We start from the raw sequence: 16176 nt of genomic DNA, 5'->3' as shown, positions 1-16176 counted from the left end.
CGCCGCCCCGCGTATGGAACGTCGCACACCGGGACGGACGACTCAGGGGCCGCGCATGAGGCACGCACGACGCACCCTCCGGCGGCTGGTGCGGCTGGCCGCGGCCGGCGGGCTGGTCCTCGGCGGTCTGATGACCTCCGGCGCGATGGCCGCCGGACCGGGCGAGGGGCCGGCCGCCGGGGCGTCCGACCTCCTCGGCCGCCTCGGCACCGGCCGCACGGCCGGCAGCTGGACCGCCGCCGACGGGCGGACCGTCGTGGCGGTCACCGACGCGGCGGCGGCGCGGGAGGTGCGGGCGGCGGGCGCCCGCCCGGAGCTCGTCCGGCACAGCGCCGACCGGCTGCGCGCCGCGGTCGCGTCGCTGCGCGCGGCACCCCGGGTGCCGGGCACCGCCTGGTCGGTCGACTACGCGGCCAACGAGGTGACCGTGCGCGCCGACGGCACCGTCTCCGCCGCCGACTGGGCCCGGATGTCGTCGCTGGCGGAGGGGATCGGCGACCGGGTGCGGATGGAACGCACCCGGGGGCGGTTCACCACCCGGGTGAACGGCGCGGACTCCATCGTCGGCCCCGGGCGCCGCTGTTCGGCCGGGTTCAACGTCACGGACGGCCGGGACGCCTACCTGCTCACGGCGGGCCACTGCGGCCCCGGCGGCGCGGTCTGGGCGGCGGGGGAGCAGACCCTGGCGACGGTCGGCACCACGGTGGTGTCCGCCTTCCCCGGCACCGACTTCGCGGCCGTCCGCTACGAGAACCCCACCGCGGCCGACCGGACCAACGTCGTCTCCGTCGGCGGCGGCCGGGGGGTGCGGATCGTGGGGCTCACCGAACCGGTCGTCGGGGCGCAGGTGTTCCGCAGCGGCAGCACCACCGGACTGCGCACCGGCCGGGTCACCGCGGTCGACGCCACCGTCAACTACCCGGAGGGCACGGTGACCGGTCTGATCGAGACCACCGTCTGCGCCGAGCCGGGGGACAGCGGCGGACCGCTCTTCGCGGAGGGCCTCGCCCTCGGGGTGACGTCCGGCGGCGACGGGGACTGCGCCGCCGGCGGCACCACGTACTTCCAGCCGGTCGGCACGGCGCTGGAGGCCCTCGGGATGCGGCTCTCCGGCATCACCCCGCCGCCCGGCCCGGCCGCCGGCGAGACAGTGCCGCCCCCGGCCACCGCGGCCCCGCCCGTGTCCGGGGCCGCGCCCGGGACCCCGGGCGCCCCGGTGGCGCGGCGCCGGAGCGAGGGGATCGTCGGGCTGGACGATCCCGGCGTCGGCATCGGCATCGTCGGCGTGAGCCTGGCCGCCCTGGTCGCGGCCCGCTGGGTCGCCTCGGCCGAGGACCGGCGGGAGTTCCGCACGTTCCAGACGGCAAGCTGGGGCTGATCCGGCCCGGTCGGCCCGTCGTCGTGCGGGTGAGCGGGGGCTCGGTCAGCCCGTCTTCGTGTAGGTGAGGGGCGTGCCGCCGGAGCCGACGAGTTCCCGGACGATCACGGTGTCGGACGGCATGTTGAGCCGGCTCCACTGGCCGGGCGAGCAGGACACCGGGTCCCCGGAGGTGACCCGGGTGGGCCCGAGTTCCAGCGGCGGGCCCACGGCGCGCAGGGTGGCGGTCCAGGCGCACTCGTAGTGCGGACCGGTGCCCGTGAGGGTCATGACCAGCTCGCCCCGCCGCCCCTGAGCGATCGTCATCTCGCGCACGTTGGTGCCGTCCGCCGTGTCGAACGAGGCGCGCCAGTCGCCGAGGTACTCCATCGGGACGTCTCCGTCCGTGGCGGTGGGCGAGGGGGGCGGGGTGGCGCCGTCCCCCGTGCCCTGCGAGGCGCCGGCCTCCCGGGTGCCGTCGCCCTCCTGCGGGGAGGCGCCGCCGGAGGGCGAACCGCCCGGGTCGGGGGACGCGCCGTTCTTCCCGTCGCCGCCGGTGTGGTCGCCGGACATGACGGCGTAGACCGCGCCGCCCGCCCCGAGGGCGACCACCAGCGCGACGGCCGCGAGGGCCAGGGTGCCGGCCAGCCGGGAGCGCCCCGGAGCCGCCGGGGCCGCCGGGCCGGGCTCGGGCGGGGGCGGCGGCACGGCGGGCGCGAACAGGGCGTGCGGGTACTGGACGGGGGTGTGGTGGGCCGGGGGTGCTGGACGGGGGTGTGGTGGGCCGGGGTGGGGCCGTCCTGCGGGGCGGGCGCGGGCGCGGGGTGGGCGGGAGCCGCCGGGGCGCCCGGCGACGGTGCCGGGACGGCGGGCGAAGGCGTGGGGGCGGGCGGGGCCGCCGGCACGGGCGGGGGCGCGGTCCCGCCCGCGGGGGACGGCCCGGGCGCGGCGGGGCCGCCGGGGTCGCGGACGGGTCCGGGGCGGCGGCGTCGTCGGAGCCCGGCTGCTCGTACTCCAGCAACCCGACCGCGTGCCGCCCCAGTTGCGCGACGAGCGCGGCCGGGATCCACGGCTCGGCGTCCGGCTGCCGTGCGGCCGCCGTGCGTTCCAGCACCTCCGGCAGCCCGGGCCGCGCCGCCGGGTCCTTGCGGAGGCAGTCGCGCACCAGGCCGCGCAGCCCGCCCGGGACCCCGTCCAGCGACGGCTCCTCCTGCGCGATGCGGTACATCTGGGCGTGCACCCCGGTCCCGGACGTACCGAACGGCAGCCGCCCCGTCGCCGCGTACACCAGCACGGAGCCGAGGCAGAACACGTCGCAGGCGGTGGTGACCCGGTCGCCGCGTATCTGCTCGGGCGCCATGAAGCCGGGGGAGCCGATGAGCGCGCCGGTGCGCGTCAGCCCGCCGTCGGTGACGGTCTCCAGCGCCCGCGCGATGCCGAAGTCGATGACCCGGGGGCCGTCGATCGTGATCAGGACGTTCGACGGCTTGAGGTCCCGGTGGATCAGCCCGGCCGCGTGGATGTCCGTCAGCGCGTGCGCCAGGCCCGAGGCCAGTACGGCGGTGCTGCGCTCCGGCAGCGGGCCGTGCTCCGACACCACCGTCCGCAGGGCGGGGCCCGCGATGTACCCGGTGGCCACCCAGGGCTCGGCCGCCTCCGTGTCGGCGTCCAGGACGGGGGCGGTCCAGGAGCCGCCGATCCGGCGGGCGGCGAGCACCTCCCGCCGGAAGCGCTCCCGGAACTCCTCCCGCACGGCCAGCTCCGGGCGCACCAGCTTCACGGCGACGGTCCGGCCGCGGCCGGACCGTGCCACGTAGACCTGGCCCATGCCGCCCGCGCCGAGCCGGGCCAGCAGCCGGTAGTCGCCGATGGTGCGCGGATCCCCGGGCGCCAGCTCTTCCATGGCCATCCGGCCCTCCCCCGTGCCTGAGTGCCCCGCCGTGCGGCGGTCGGAGGAAGGATAGGCCGCCGGGACACGGACCGTCAGTCCGTGCGGCCGGGGCCGGCCGGGCGCGCGGCGGGCTCTTGCCCGCCGCCGGAACCGATCGCCTCCATCGCCCGCGACAGCCGCTCCAGCACCCGTACCGTCTCCGCGAACCCCTCCTGCCCCAGCTCCTCCTGGAGCCGGTGCGCCAGCGCCGAGTGGCCGGGGCCGAGCCGCCCGACGGCCTCCCGCCCGGCACCGGTGGCACGGAGCAGTTTGGCGCGGCGGTGCGCCGGGTTGTCCCCGTACGCGGCGAGGCCCTGGCCGACGAGGACGTCGGCGATCCGCTGGACGCTCTGCCGGGTGATGCCCATGGTCCGGGCGATCCCGGCGACGGTCGCCGGCGCCCGCACCACGGCCCCGAGGACCTGCCAGCGGGCCGCCGTCAGCCCCGCCTCGCGGGCGATGCCGTCCGAGACGGAGACGAACTCCCCGTTGAGCCGGAAGACGCCGAGGGCGGTGCGGGTGAGCAGTTCGCGGGGGTCGGCGGGGCGGGACGGCTCCGCCGACCCGTCGTTGTCGTCGTGCGCGTTCATGACGCGAGGATCTCGTACGCCGCCTGGTCCGAGTCGTGGAACAGCCGGTACCAGGCGTCCAGCCGGGGGCCGTCGTAGACGCCGAGCCGGGCGAGGACCTCCCGGGCGAGGGCGACGGGCTCCGTCGGCCCCGCGGTGATCAGGTCGCCGTCGGTGACGGCGTCGGCCTCTTCGTAGTGCGCGCCGCCCGCGTATCCCGTGGCGTCCAGATAGAAGGGGACGGCGCTGGTGTGCGCCCGGTCGTCGAGCAGGCCCTCGCGGGCCAGGCCGGCCGTCGCCCCGCAGATCGCGGCGACCGGCACGCCCGCCGCCAGGAAGTCGCGGGCCTTGGCGGCGAACGGGGCGAGCTCGTCCCCGGTGTCCCACAGGGAGGCGCCGGTGAGGATCAGCAGCGCGCTGTCGTCCGGGACGAGGTCGCCGAGCGCGAGGTCGGGGAGGACCCGGAGGCCGCCCATGGTGGTGACGGGCCCGGTGGTGGCGCCGACCGTCCGCACGGTGAAGCCGTTCTGGGTCAGATGGGCCGTGGTGTGGCCCGTCTCCCAGTCGGCGAAGGTGTCGTACACGGCCAGATGGACGGTGGTGCGGGACATGGTGCCCTCCTCGGCGCGCGGCCTGATGATGACAACAGGCTGTCATGACGACAGTATGCTGTCAATCGTGTTCCGGTGCGGCCCGACACCCTGCCCAGATAAGCGGCCGACGCCATACAAGGTGGCCATGTCGGGCCCCGCCGGCGCCTCCTTACGCTGAGCCGCATGACCCCTCATGTGCCTCACGCCGATCCGCAGGCCGGTGCCGCCGTCAAGGCGGCGGACCGCGCCCATGTGTTCCACTCCTGGTCCGCCCAGGGCCTGATCGACCCGCTCGCCGTCGCAGGCGCCGAGGGGGCGTACTTCTGGGACTACGACGGGAACCGCTACCTCGACTTCACCAGCGGCCTCGTCTACACGAACATCGGCTACCAGCACCCCCGGGTCGTCGCGGCGATCCAGGAGCAGGCGGGCCGGCTGGCGACCTTCGCGCCCGCGTTCGCGATCGAGGCGCGCTCCGAGGCGGCCCGGCTGATCGCCGGGCGCACGCCCGGGGACCTGGACAAGATCTTCTTCACCAACGGCGGCGCCGAGGCCGTCGAGCACGCCGTCCGGATGGCCCGGCTGCACACCGGCCGCCCCAAGGTGCTCTCGGCCTACCGCTCGTACCACGGCGGCACCGCCACCGCGATCAACATCACCGGCGACCCGCGGCGCTGGGCCAGCGACGCCGGCACGGCCGGCGTCGTCCACTTCTGGGGGCCGTTCCTCTACCGCTCGCCGTTCTACTCCGCGACCGAGGAGGAGGAGTGCGCGCGGGCGCTCGCGCACCTGGAGGACACCATCGCCTTCGAGGGGCCGGGCACGATCGCGGCGGTCGTCCTGGAGACGGTCCCCGGCACCGCGGGCATCATGACGCCCCCGCCCGGCTACCTGGCCGGCGTCCGCGAGATCTGCGACCGCCACGGGATCGTCTTCGTGCTCGACGAGGTCATGGCGGGCTTCGGCCGCACCGGCCGGTGGTTCGCCGCCGAGCACCACGGCGTCGTGCCGGACCTGATGACCTTCGCCAAGGGCGTCAACTCCGGCTATGTGCCGCTCGGCGGCGTGGCGATCTCCGGCCGGATCGCCGCCACCTTCGACAAGCGCCCCTACCCCGGCGGCCTCACCTACTCCGGACACCCCCTGGCCTGCGCGGCGGCGGTCGCCACCATCCAGGTGATGGAGGACGAGAAGGTCGTCGAGAACGCGGCCGCGCTCGGCGAGAACGTCATCGGCCCCGCCCTGCGCGAACTCGCCGGACGCCACCCCTCGGTGGGCGAGGTCCGCGGCACGGGCATGTTCTGGGCGCTCGACCTCGTCCGCGACCGCGAGACCCGCGAGCCGCTGGTCCCGTACAACGCGACGGGCGAGGCGAACGCCCCGATGGCCGCCTTCGCCGCCGCCTGCAAGCGCAACGGCCTGTGGCCCTTCGTCAACATGAACCGCACCCACGTCGTCCCGGCCTGCAACATCACCGAGGCCGAGGCCAAGGAGGGCATCGCCGCACTGGACGCGGCACTCACGGTGGCGGACGAGCACACGGTCTAGCCCCGGCCCAGGGCCCGGCCCCGGGGGCGCCCGGCGACGGGCTCCCGGGCGGGCCCGGCACTCCGGCCCCGGGAGACCCGCGCTCCGGGGCCGGCCCGCCGGGGCGCGACCCCGTCGGGTCCCGCGGGCATCCCCGTACATCCCTCGTCACGTCTCGCGCGTCTGTAACGGTGCCGGCTTCCCCGCGCCACCGTCCCCGTCCCCGTGCCCGGCGCGGGACCGGGGGCGGGGGCGCGGGTGACACCCTTCGAGGGGGGACTGTGACTTCCATGGAACGCGGCCGCGACGCGGCCGGTCCGCGCAGAGACACCCGCGCCCGTGTGCGCGTCGCCGCCTGTACCGCGCTGGCCCTGGCAGCGGGAACGCTGCTGTCGGCCCCGGCCGCCGCGGCCGGGGAGAACCCCGGGCGGTTCCAGCGCCCCGTGTCGGACGCCCGGGTGCCCGGCGTCGCGCCGCTCCGCGCGGACGCCGGCGGCGGGGGCGCCGCCTTCGGCGCCCGTGCCGCGGCCGCCGTCCCGCGCAGCGACGTGGACGGCGACGGACTGTCCGACATGATCGTGCAGGACGCCAACGGCGTCGTGCAGGTCTCCACCGGCACCACCGCCCACGAACTGGTCTACGACGACGGCCAGGGCTCCGCCTACCAGGTGTTCAAGGACGTCTTCGCCACCGGCGGGCTCCGCGCCGACGGCCCGGTCCACTTCACGCTCTCGGCGTCCGGCCGCCTGTCCGCCTACGCCAACGACGTCTACACGCCCAGCCGTTACTGGTCGGGCGGCGGCTGGCAGATCTACAACAAGGTCTTCTCCCCGGGGGACCTCACCGGCGACGGCGTCGGCGACGTCCTCGCCCGTACCTTCGCGGGCGAGCTGTACCTGTACCCGGGATCGGCCGACGGCGGGGCCCCGCTCGGCGGGCGGATCCTGGTCGGCGGCGGCTGGGGGCAGTTCGACCAGCTCGTCGGCATGAACGACGTCGACGGCGACGGCATCGCCGACCTCTTCGCCCGGAACACCGCGGGCGAGCTCTTCTTCTACAGCGGCACCGGCGACGCGGCCCGGCCCTTCGAGGGCAAGGTCCCGGCCGGCTCCGGCTGGAACATGTTCAACGCGCTGGTCAGCGTCGACGACCTCGACGCCGACGGCCGCGCCGATCTGCTCGCCCGCACGGTGAGCGGCGCCCTCTACCGCTACAGCTCCACGGGCGCGGGCGGATTCGCGCCCCGGGTGCAGATCGACACGGGCTGGAACGCGGTCAACCAGTTCGCCAACGCCGGAAACGTGTCCAACTGGGGCAAGGAGGACCTCGCCGGCCTCGACACCCAGGGCACCCTCTGGTGGTACCTCGACCGGAACAACGGGAACTTCTCCGGCCGCGAGCGGATCAGCGACGTCGGCGGGTGGAAGGGCGCCACCATCGCCGTGACCTCGTCCCTGGACGACGACAGCTATCCCGAGATCCTCCAGATCCGGGACGGCGGTCTGTACAACTTCGGCGTCGACGGCACGGCCTACCGGATCGGCGGCGGCTGGGGTGTGTACAACACCCTCGTCGGCCCCGGTGACCTGTCGGGCGACGGCAAGGGCGACATGGTCGCCCGCGACGGCTCGGGCACGCTGTACCTGTACCGCGGCAACGGCAACGGCACGGGCTTCGCGGCCAAGCAGAGGATCGGCACGGGCTGGGGCCAGTTCAACGCCCTGCTCGGTGCCGGGGACATCTCCGGCGACGGCCGCGCGGACCTGATCGCCCGGGCCACGGACGGCAAGCTGTACCTCTACGAGGGCACGGGTGTCGCCGCGTCTCCGTTCAAGGCGAAGAAGCTCATCGGCTCCGGCTGGGGCTCCTTCACCGCGCTGGCGGCGCCTGGCGACATGAACGGCGACGGGCGCGCCGATCTGGTGGCCCGCGGCGGCAACGGCACGCTCTACCGCTACGACTCCGACGGCAAGGGCAACTTCAAGCCCAGGGCCACCGTCGGCACCGGCTGGAACACCTACTCCGGCCTGTACTGATCCACCCGCCCGGGAGCGCCGTCACGGCGCTCCCGGGCCACGGCCGCCGCCGGCGCGCGAACCGGCGGAAATTGATCGCCGATCCCGTACATCCCTTGTCCCCCCTCGCGCGTCTGTAACGGTGCTAGCTTCCTTGCACCGTCTTCCCCTCTGTTCCGGGCGCGCGCCCGTGTGCGCAGCGCCGGACCGGGACGGCGGTGCAGGTGACACCCTTCGAGGGGGGACCTTGACTTCCATGGAATCCGGCCGCGTCGCGGCCGGTCCGCGCAGAAACACCCGCGCCCGTGTGCGCGTCGCCGCCTGCACCGCGCTGGCCCTGGCCGCCGGCATGCTGCTGTCGGCCCCGGCCGCCCAGGCCGACGAGAACCCGGCGCCCCACCGCGGCATCGAACTTCCCGCGGCCGGCGCCGAGCTGCCCAGGCTCGACCTGCCCCGCCCGGACGTGAACAAGGGCGCCTTCACCGCCCAGGACGCGGACGCCCCGCTGGCCGCCCCGCGCAGTGACGTGGACGGCGACGGCTGGTCCGACATCGTGCTCCAGGGCCTCGGCGGCACGGTCTTCGTCGACACCGGTGACTCCGTGTGGGAGCCCACGTACCAGGACGACGGCAGCCAGATCAAGGACGTCTTCCTGGCCGCCGGTCTCCGTGCCGACGGCCCGGTGCACTTCACGCTGTCGTCCACCGGCACGCTGTCGGCCTACACGAACGACCTGTACTACCCGTCCCGCTACTGGTCGGGCGGCGGCTGGCAGATCTACAACAAGGTCTTCTCGCCCGGCGACCTCACCGGTGACGGCATCGGCGACGTCCTCGCCCGCACCCACTCCGGCGAGCTGTACATCTACACCGGTTCCACCAACGGCGCGCACCCGCTCGGCGGCCGCACCCTGGTCGGCGGCGGCTGGAACCAGTTCGACCAGCTCGTCGGCATGAACGACGTCAACAACGACGGCATCGCCGACCTCTTCACCCGCAACACCGCGGGCGAGCTCTTCTTCTACAGCGGCACCGGCGAGAAGACCCGCCCCTTCAAGGGCAAGGTCCTGGTCGGCTCCGGCTGGAACATGTTCAACACGCTGTTCAGCATCGACGACCTCGACGAGGACGGCAACGCCGATCTGATGGCCCGCACCTACGCGGGCGACCTCTACAGCTACGCGTCCACCGGCACCGGCGCCTTCTACCCCCGGGTGAAGCTCGGCAGCGGCTGGAACACGGTCGACCGCTTCGCCAACGGCAGCAGCGTGCCCTCCTTCGGCAAGGACGAGCTCATCGGGCTCGACACCGCCGGCAGCCTCTACTACTACTACGACCTCAACAACGGGAAGTTCGCCCCGCGCCAGCGGATCGGCGACGGCGGCGCCTGGAAGGGCGCCAAGCTCCAGCACTTCTCCTCGCTGGACTCCGACGGCGTCTCCGAGCTGCTGGAGGTCTACAACGGCCGCCTCTACAACCTGTCCGCGGGCGCCTACGACATCGGCGGCGGCTGGGGTGTGTACAACACCCTCGTCGGCCCCGGTGACCTGTCGGGCGACGGCAAGGGCGACATGGTCGCCCGCGACGGCTCGGGCACGCTGTACCTGTACCGCGGCAACGGCAACGGCACGGGCTTCGCGGCCAAGCAGAAGATCGGCACGGGCTGGGGCCAGTTCAACGCGCTGATCGGCGCCGGGGACATCTCCGGCGACGGCCGCGCGGACCTGATCGCCCGGGCCACGGACGGCAAGCTGTACCTCTACGAGGGCACGGGTGTCGCCGCGTCTCCGTTCAAGGCGAAGAAGCTCATCGGCTCCGGCTGGGGCTCCTTCACGCTCGCCGCGCCGGGCGACATGAACGGCGACGGCCGCGCGGACCTGGTGGCCCGCAGCGGCAACGGCACGCTCTACCGCTACGACTCCGACGGCAAGGGCAACTTCAAGCCCAGGGTCTCCCTCGGCACCGGCTGGAACACCTACGCCAGCATCCGCTGATCCCGGTCCCGGGAGCGCCCCCGCGGCGCCCCCGGGCCACACCGCCCCCGTCCGTCCCTCCGGGGCACGGACGGGGGCGGACCCGTGTCACGGCCCGCCCCCGGGCCCGGCCGCCGGCACGGCGCTCCACGGCCCCACGCCCCAGGGCCGGACCGCCGTGCGTGCGCCGCCGGCACGGCTCCACGCCCCCGGGCCACGACGCTCCACGCCCCCGGGGCAGAGGCACTTCACGCCACCGCCAGGACGACCTTCCCGCGCACCGTCCCGCCGGCCAGGAGTTCGTGCGCCCGGCCCGCCTCCGCCAGCGGCAGCACCGCGTCGACGTGCACCCGCAGCCGCCCCGACTCCACCAGTGCGGCGATCTCCCGCAGGCCCCCGTTGTCGGGCTCGACGATGGTGAACCCGGCCCGCAGCCCCCGCTGCCGGGCGGCGTCCGCCAGATAAGCCTCCGCCGGGGACGCGATCGACACGAGCATCCCGCCCGGGCGCAGGACCTCCAGCGAGCGCGGCCCGTACTCCCCGCCCACCGCGTCCAGGACGACGTCCACGTCCTTCACCGCCTCGGTGAAGTCGGTCTCCCGGTAGTCGACGACCTCGTCGGCCCCGAGGGCCTTCACGAAGGCGTGCTTCGGGCCGCTCGCCGTGCCGGTCACATGGGCGCCGCGCGCCTTCGCGATCTGCACCGCCAGATGCCCGACACCGCCCGCCGCCGCGTGGACCAGCACCCGCTGCCCCGGTCCGACCCCGGCCGTGTCCACCAGCGACTGCCACGCGGTCAGCGCCGCCACGGGCAGCGCGGCGGCCTCCGTGTGCGAGAGCCCGGCGGGCCGGAGCGCGAGGTGGCGGGCGGGCGCCGTGAGGAACTCCGCGTAGGCGCCCGCGGGCCGCGGCAGCCGGGGCATGCCGTACACCGCGTCGCCCGGCCGGTACATCGTCACCCCGAGCCCGACGGCCTCGACGGTGCCGGAGACGTCCCAGCCGAGCGGCACCGGGCGCTCGCCGAGCAGACCGCCGGTCTCGCGGTGCCACAGGTCGGTCGGATTGACGCCGGCCGCGTGCACGCGGACCAGCACCTCCGACGGGCCCGGTGCGGGCCGTTCGGTCTCGACGATCCTCAGGACCTCGGGACCGCCGAGGACGTCCTGGCCGATGGCACGCATGGTTCTGCTCCCTCACGAAGGCTGCACGGGTCGGTGCACACCACCCTCCGCCGCGGGGGAGCCCGGATCGAGTGGCCGGATGGCCATGGTGTGGAAGGATCCGGCCATGGCAGCAGCCCGGGCATCCGCACCGCACCGCGTCGTCGTCCTCGCGCTCGACGGCGTCTACCCCTTCGAGATGACCATCCCCGTGCGCATCTTCGGGACCGCCGTGGGCCCGGACGGCAGTCCGCTCTACGAGGTCCTCACCTGCTCGCTCGACGGCGGTCCGGTGCGCACCAGCGCGGACTTCTCGGTCACCGTCCCGCACGCCGCCGACGTCCTCGCGACGGCCGGCACCGTGGTGATCCCGCCGTACGCCTGCGGCCCCGGCGCCGTGCGCACCCGGCTGACCGCGCCGCTCGCCGACGCCCTCGCCTCGCTCCGCCCGGGCACCCGCACCGTCTCCATCTGCACCGCCTCGTACGTGCTGGCCGCCGCCGGCCTGCTCGACGGCCGCCGTGCGACCACCCACTGGAACGACGCGGACGCCTTCCAGCGCGCCTTCCCCCGGGTGACGGTCGACCCCGGGGTGCTCTTCGTCGACGACGGGGACGTCCTCACCGCGGCGGGCGTCGCCGCGGGCGTCGACCTGTGCCTGCACCTGGTGCGCCGCGACCACGGCAGCGAGGCCGCCAACCGGGTGGCCCGGCTGTGCGTCGTGGCCCCCTGGCGGGAGGGCGGCCAGGCGCAGTTCATCGAGCGTCCGGTGCCGCCGCCGGCGGCGGCCTCCACGTCGGCCACCCGGGCGTGGGCGATGGAGCGCCTGGACCGGCCGCTGACCCTCGCCGAACTGGCCGCCCACGCCCGGATGAGCGTGCGCACCTTCTCCCGCCGCTTCCGCGCGGAGGCGGGCGCGACCCCGGGCCAGTGGCTGACCCAGCAGCGCGTCCACCATGCCCGCAGGCTGCTGGAGACCACCGATCTGCCCGTCGACGCGGTGGCGAACCGCGCGGGGTTCGGGACGGCGGCGTCGCTGCGGCAGCATCTGACGGCGGCGCTCGGCGTCTCCCCGACCGCCTACCGCCACACCTTCCGCCCGGCGCCGCACCCGGAGCCCGCCCCGATGGCCGGCGCGGCGGCCCCGCACCCGGAGCCCGCCCCGGTGGCCGGCGCGGCGGCCCCGCAGCCGGAGCCCGCCCCGGTGCGGACCGGGTCCCGAAGCGTCGGGCGGGCCGGGGCCTGACTCCCGGATGCGGCCCGGGCGGCCCGTCCCGGGCCCCGGCCCCGGGTTCGTCCCGCGCCCCGGTTCCGCCTCAGGCCCCCGGCTCCACCTCCAGGAACCGGCGGCCCCGGGGCCCCCGGTACAGCAGCGGCTCCCAGCCGAGCCGGGTCAGCACCGCGGCGCATTCCTTGAGGCGGCCGTCCTCCTCGTGGGCCGCGCCGCTGCCGTGCGGACCGAGCCACTCGACCCGCACGGTCCGGGGCCGTTCCCCGTCGCCCACCCGGTAGCCCGTCGCCGTGCGGGTGCCGTCCGGCGCCGCCGCCGACGGCGGGACCCCGGCCGCCTCCAGGGCGAGCGCCACCGCCCGCGCCATCCGGTGGGTCTCCCAGGGCGCGGGGAGGGCCTCCGGGTCCGGAGCCCCGGCATGGGAGAGGCGGCGGATCTGGAGCAGGCCCTCGAAGGCGGTGCGGACCTCCGCCGCCCGCCCGGGGGCGTCCACCGCCGGGCCGTCGCCGCTCGACGGCTCGAACACATCGGTCACGTACGTATCTCCTTCCCCGTCAGGACCGTACGCTCCAGGTCGAAAGCGCCGGTCCCTGGCCTATCGTGTCCGGGACCGAAGCAGAAGGAGAACGCCAGGATGCCCGGCAACGGCAGCGGCGGCACCGCCGTCACCCGCAGCACCCTGCGACAGCAGATCGCGGACGCGCTGCGCGACGAGGTGCTCGCGGGACGGCTGAGCCCCGGGCAGGAGTTCACGGTCCGCCAGATCGCCGACCAGTACGGCGTCTCCGCGACCCCCGTGCGCGAGGCGCTCGTCGACCTCTCCGCCCAGGGCCTGCTCGACTCCGACCAGCACCGCGGGTTCAAGGTGCACGAGTTCACCGTCACCGACTACCGGATGATGGTCGAGGCGCGTGCCCTCGTCGTGGACGGCGTCTTCCACCACTACGAGCGGTCCGGCCGCCGCGAGGACGGCGGCCCGGGACCGTTCGACGTGCAGACCCTGGTCTCCGTACGCCGCCGGGCCGAGGAGGCCGCGCGCGCGGCGCGCGCCGGTGACCTGGACATCCTGATCGGCTACGACCTCCGCTTCTGGCGGGAGCTGTCCTCGGCCGTCGCCAACCGCTACGTCTCCGACTTCCTGCACCGGCTGCGCGTGCAGGCATGGGTGTTCGCCGTGCCCCGTCTGCGGTCCGACCCCGACCCGTCCCCCTGGCTGTGGAGCGGCCACGAGAAGATCGTGGACGCCGTCACCCGCGGCGACGCCCAGGGCGTGCGCGACGAGATCGTCGCCTGCAACACCCATGAACTGGCCTGGGCCGACCGCCTGGAGCGGCGGGAGCGGCGGGGGCGGCCCGGCCAGGAGCATCAGGAGCGGTGAGTGTGGATCTGACTGTCGTCGTCCCGGCGTACAACGAGGAGATACGGCTGCGCCCGACGCTCGACGCGATCTGCGCCCATCTGCGGGCCGATCCGGAGCGCTGGGGCACCTGGGAGCTGATCGTCGTCGACGACGGCTCCACCGACGGCACCGCGAAGATCGCCCGGGAGGCGGCCGCCGAGGAGCCCCGTATCCATGTGCTGTCGGACGGGACCAACCGCGGCAAGGGCCACGCCCTGCGCACCGGTGTCCTCGCCTCGTACGGGCGGCGGGTGCTGTTCACCGACGCCGACCTGGCGACCCCGGTCGAGGAACTCGACCGGCTGGACGCCGAGCTGACGGCGACCGGCGCGGACGCCGCGATCGGCTCCCGGGCCCACCCCGACGCCCGGATAGAGGTCCACCAGCGGCGGCTGCGCGAATGGCTCGGCCGCTCGGGCAACCGGCTGATACGCCTGGTGGCGGTCTCCGGCATCCGCGACACCCAGTGCGGGTTCAAGCTCTTCGACGGCGACCGGGCGCGTGCCGCCTTCGCCGACTCCCGGCTCGACGGCTGGGCCATCGACGTCGAGATCCTGCGCCACTTCCGCCGGGCCGGGTGGGAGGTCGCCGAGGTCCCGGTGCGCTGGTCGCACATGCCCGGCTCCAAGGTCCGCCCCGGCGACTACGGGCGGGTGCTGCTGGAACTGCTGCGGCTGCGGGCCCGGGCCGTGCGCCGGGCCGACCTGGCCGTCGCCGGACTCTTCCTGCTGGCCTCGGTGCTGCTCTACAAGGACCTGTGGGCCGATCTCGGCCACGGATACCTGCGCGACGCCGGACAGGACCAGAACCAGTGGGAGTGGTTCTTCGCCGTCACCGCCGACAACGTCGTGCATCTGCGCAATCCGCTGTTCACCACCCTCCAGAACAATCCGGACGGCGTGAACCTGATGGCCAACACGGCCATGCTGGGCCTGTCCGTCCCGTTCGCGCCGGTGACCCTGCTGCTGGGACCCACCGTCACCTGGGCCCTGGTCCTCACGCTCGGCCTCGCGGCGACGGCCACCGCCTGGTACTGGCTGATCGCCCGCCGGCTGGTCCGCAACAGGGCCGCGGCCGCGCTGGGCGCCGCCTTCGCCGCCTTCGCGCCGCCGATGATCTCGCACGGCAACGCGCACCCCAACTTCCTCGTGCTGTTCATGATCCCCCTGATCGTCGACCGGGCGCTGCGGCTCTGCGAGGGCCGCCGGACGACCCGCGACGGGGTGGTGCTCGGCCTCTTCGCGACGTACCAGATCTTCCTCGGCGAGGAGCCGCTGCTGCTCGCCGCCATGGGCATGCTGCTGTTCTCCCTCGCCTACGCGCTCGTCCGCCGCGACGTGGCCCGGGCCGCCTGGCGGCCGCTGCTGCGCGGCATCGGCACCGCGCTGATGGTCTGCCTGCCGCTGGTGGTGTTCCCGCTGGGCTGGCAGTTCTTCGGGCCGCAGAGCTACACGAGCGTGCTGCACGGCGACAACGCGGGCAACAGCCCGCTGGCGTTCCTCCAGTTCTCCGGCCGCGCGCTGCTCGGCACCGACGCCGGTGCCGACCCGCTGGCCATGAACCGGACCGAGCAGAACGCCTTCTTCGGCTGGACGGTGCTCGCCCTGGCCTGCGCGGTCGTGATCGCCCTGTGGCGGTCCGCCCTGGTCAGGGCGCTGGCCGCCACCGGGATCGCCGCCGCCCTGCTCTCGCTCGGGCCGAAATTCCGCATCCCCCACACCGACGTCGTGCTCACCGGGCCGTGGCGGGCGCTGGCCCACCAGCCGCTGTTCGAGTCCGTCATCGAGTCCCGGGTGGCGATGATCTGCGCCCCGGTCATCGGCATGCTGCTCGCCCTCGCCGCCGACCGGCTCGCCGCCGTGCCGCGGCGCCGGACGAGGGCGGCCGGCCTGGTCGTGCTGGCCGCCGCGCTGGTGCCGGTGCTGCCGACGCCGTACCCGGTGCGGGAGCGGGGCCCCGTCCCCGACTTCATCGCCCAGGGTGTCTACCGCGACTACCTCGCCGAGGGCGAGTCGCTCGTCACCGTGCCGCTGCCCGACCCGGGCAGCGCGGAGGCGCTGTACTGGCAGTCCTCCACCGGGCTCGGCTTCCGGGTCGCCGGGGGCTACTTCAACGGCCCGTGGGGGCCCGACCGCATCGGCATCTACGGGGCCACCCCGCGCCACACCTCCAACCTCCTCGGCGAGGTCCGCAACACCGGCCACGTCCCCGAACTCGGCCCCGGCTGGCAGGCCCAGGCACGCGCCGACCTCGCCGCCTGGCGGGCCGGCGCGGTGGTGCTCGCCCCGCAGTACAACGACGGCCCGCTGCACGAGACGGTCACGAAACTGCTCGGCACGCCGGGAGAACGCGTGGCCGGGGTATGGGTATGGGACGTGGGGGAGCGGGGCGGCGCGCGGTGACGGGCGCCCTTCGCCCCGGGT

General features: G+C 75.1%; 12 protein-coding genes and 1 pseudogene. 7 read left to right on the top strand and 6 right to left on the bottom strand.

Annotated features, from left to right (window positions below; all coding sequences use genetic code 11):
• The first annotated feature begins 55 nt into the window (after window positions 1-55).
• The gene (locus JE024_RS16500; RefSeq protein WP_205374316.1) at window positions 56-1378 is read left to right on the top strand and encodes a S1 family peptidase; all 1323 of its coding nucleotides are present in this window, start codon (window positions 56-58) and stop codon (window positions 1376-1378) included.
• Between the two features lie 45 nt (window positions 1379-1423).
• Here JE024_RS16500 and JE024_RS41115 read toward each other — a convergent pair whose 3' ends face one another.
• The 4 genes and pseudogenes from JE024_RS41115 to JE024_RS16485 form a co-directional block, all read right to left on the bottom strand.
• Window positions 1424-2065 carry a lipocalin/fatty acid-binding family protein gene (locus JE024_RS41115; protein ID WP_244883246.1) on the bottom strand — a complete coding sequence of 214 codons (642 nt, stop codon included), beginning with the start codon at window positions 2063-2065 and terminating at the stop codon, window positions 1424-1426.
• Window positions 2066-2522: 457 nt separating this feature from the next.
• Window positions 2523-3185 (bottom strand): annotated as a pseudogene (locus tag JE024_RS41110) (serine/threonine-protein kinase); the annotation flags it as partial.
• A gap of 155 nt (window positions 3186-3340) precedes the next feature.
• Window positions 3341-3877 carry a MarR family winged helix-turn-helix transcriptional regulator gene (locus JE024_RS16490; protein WP_205374315.1) on the bottom strand — a complete coding sequence of 179 codons (537 nt, stop codon included), beginning with the start codon at window positions 3875-3877 and terminating at the stop codon, window positions 3341-3343.
• Entirely contained in the window at window positions 3874-4467 is a 594-nt protein-coding gene (locus tag JE024_RS16485; protein ID WP_205374314.1) for a DJ-1/PfpI family protein, read from the bottom strand. Before JE024_RS16485 ends, JE024_RS16490 begins: the two co-directional genes overlap by 4 nt.
• A 165-nt stretch (window positions 4468-4632) precedes the next feature.
• On the opposite strand from JE024_RS16485, the gene JE024_RS16480 reads away from it, so the two are divergent.
• From JE024_RS16480 to JE024_RS16470, 3 genes are all read left to right on the top strand, one after another.
• Complete coding sequence (locus JE024_RS16480; RefSeq protein WP_205374313.1) at window positions 4633-5997, top strand: aspartate aminotransferase family protein; 1365 nt, start codon at window positions 4633-4635, stop codon at window positions 5995-5997.
• A gap of 269 nt (window positions 5998-6266) precedes the next feature.
• The gene (locus tag JE024_RS16475; protein ID WP_244882900.1) at window positions 6267-8012 is read left to right on the top strand and encodes an FG-GAP-like repeat-containing protein; all 1746 of its coding nucleotides are present in this window, start codon (window positions 6267-6269) and stop codon (window positions 8010-8012) included.
• A gap of 235 nt (window positions 8013-8247) precedes the next feature.
• A complete protein-coding gene (locus JE024_RS16470) occupies window positions 8248-9984 on the top strand; it encodes an FG-GAP repeat domain-containing protein (protein WP_205374311.1) in 1737 nt (578 codons plus the stop codon).
• A 227-nt stretch (window positions 9985-10211) separates the two neighbouring features.
• On the opposite strand, the gene JE024_RS16465 is transcribed toward JE024_RS16470, so the two are convergent.
• Window positions 10212-11144, bottom strand: a complete 933-nt coding sequence (locus JE024_RS16465; RefSeq protein WP_205374310.1) for an NADP-dependent oxidoreductase — start codon at window positions 11142-11144, stop codon at window positions 10212-10214.
• A 106-nt stretch (window positions 11145-11250) separates the two neighbouring features.
• Here JE024_RS16465 and JE024_RS16460 point away from each other — a divergent pair, with 106 nt between their 5' ends.
• Complete coding sequence (locus JE024_RS16460) at window positions 11251-12369, top strand: GlxA family transcriptional regulator (RefSeq protein ID WP_205374309.1); 1119 nt, start codon at window positions 11251-11253, stop codon at window positions 12367-12369.
• Between the two features lie 70 nt (window positions 12370-12439).
• Here the strand turns inward: JE024_RS16460 and JE024_RS16455 are convergent, their stop codons facing one another.
• Window positions 12440-12889, bottom strand: a complete 450-nt coding sequence (locus JE024_RS16455; protein WP_205374308.1) for a hypothetical protein — start codon at window positions 12887-12889, stop codon at window positions 12440-12442.
• 99 nt (window positions 12890-12988) lie between these two features.
• Here JE024_RS16455 and JE024_RS16450 point away from each other — a divergent pair, with 99 nt between their 5' ends.
• On the top strand, window positions 12989-13732 hold the full coding sequence (locus tag JE024_RS16450; protein ID WP_205374307.1) for a GntR family transcriptional regulator: 744 nt from the start codon (window positions 12989-12991) through the stop codon (window positions 13730-13732).
• Window positions 13729-16155, top strand: coding sequence for a dolichyl-phosphate beta-glucosyltransferase (locus JE024_RS16445; protein ID WP_205374306.1), 2427 nt, complete (start codon window positions 13729-13731; stop codon window positions 16153-16155). Before JE024_RS16450 ends, JE024_RS16445 begins: the two co-directional genes overlap by 4 nt.
• Window positions 16156-16176 lie beyond the last annotated feature (21 nt).

Source organism: Streptomyces zhihengii (assembly GCF_016919245.1).
Lineage (GTDB): Bacteria > Actinomycetota > Actinomycetes > Streptomycetales > Streptomycetaceae > Streptomyces > Streptomyces zhihengii.
This window is presented reverse-complemented; position numbering and strand designations above follow the sequence as displayed.